This window comes from Acinetobacter sp. AL9 (assembly GCF_041464035.1).
Classification (GTDB): Bacteria; Pseudomonadota; Gammaproteobacteria; order Pseudomonadales; family Moraxellaceae; genus Acinetobacter; species Acinetobacter towneri.
On record NZ_JAYFSK010000248.1, the window covers coordinates 1 to 257 of the forward strand.

Genomic DNA, 257 nt, shown 5'->3' on the forward strand with positions numbered 1-257 from the left:
GCAGTATGCCTGAGGTCATGACGCAGAGGAAATAGAACGTTTGGAGAATAGCAGAATAGCCGAGCTTGGTTTAGAGCATTGTTACCACTTGCTGTCGTCCAATGCGCTGCCAGGGCAAACCCTGGATCAGTGCCTGTAACTGTTCCGGGTTGAGGGCCACGGTTTCACCTTGGTGAACTTGAGCCCAGTGGAATTTTCCCTGTTCCAGCCGCCTGGCACACAGCCAGATGCCCAGTCCATCATGTACCAGCACTTTC

The 257-nt window shown here is 53.3% G+C and carries 1 protein-coding gene; it reads right to left on the reverse strand.

The features are described 5' to 3' along the window. Positions 1-70: 70 nt before the first annotated feature. A partial coding sequence (gene tnpB, locus ACEO2X_RS14545; protein WP_371972211.1) for an IS66 family insertion sequence element accessory protein TnpB occupies positions 71-257 on the reverse strand: 187 nt, incomplete at its 5' end.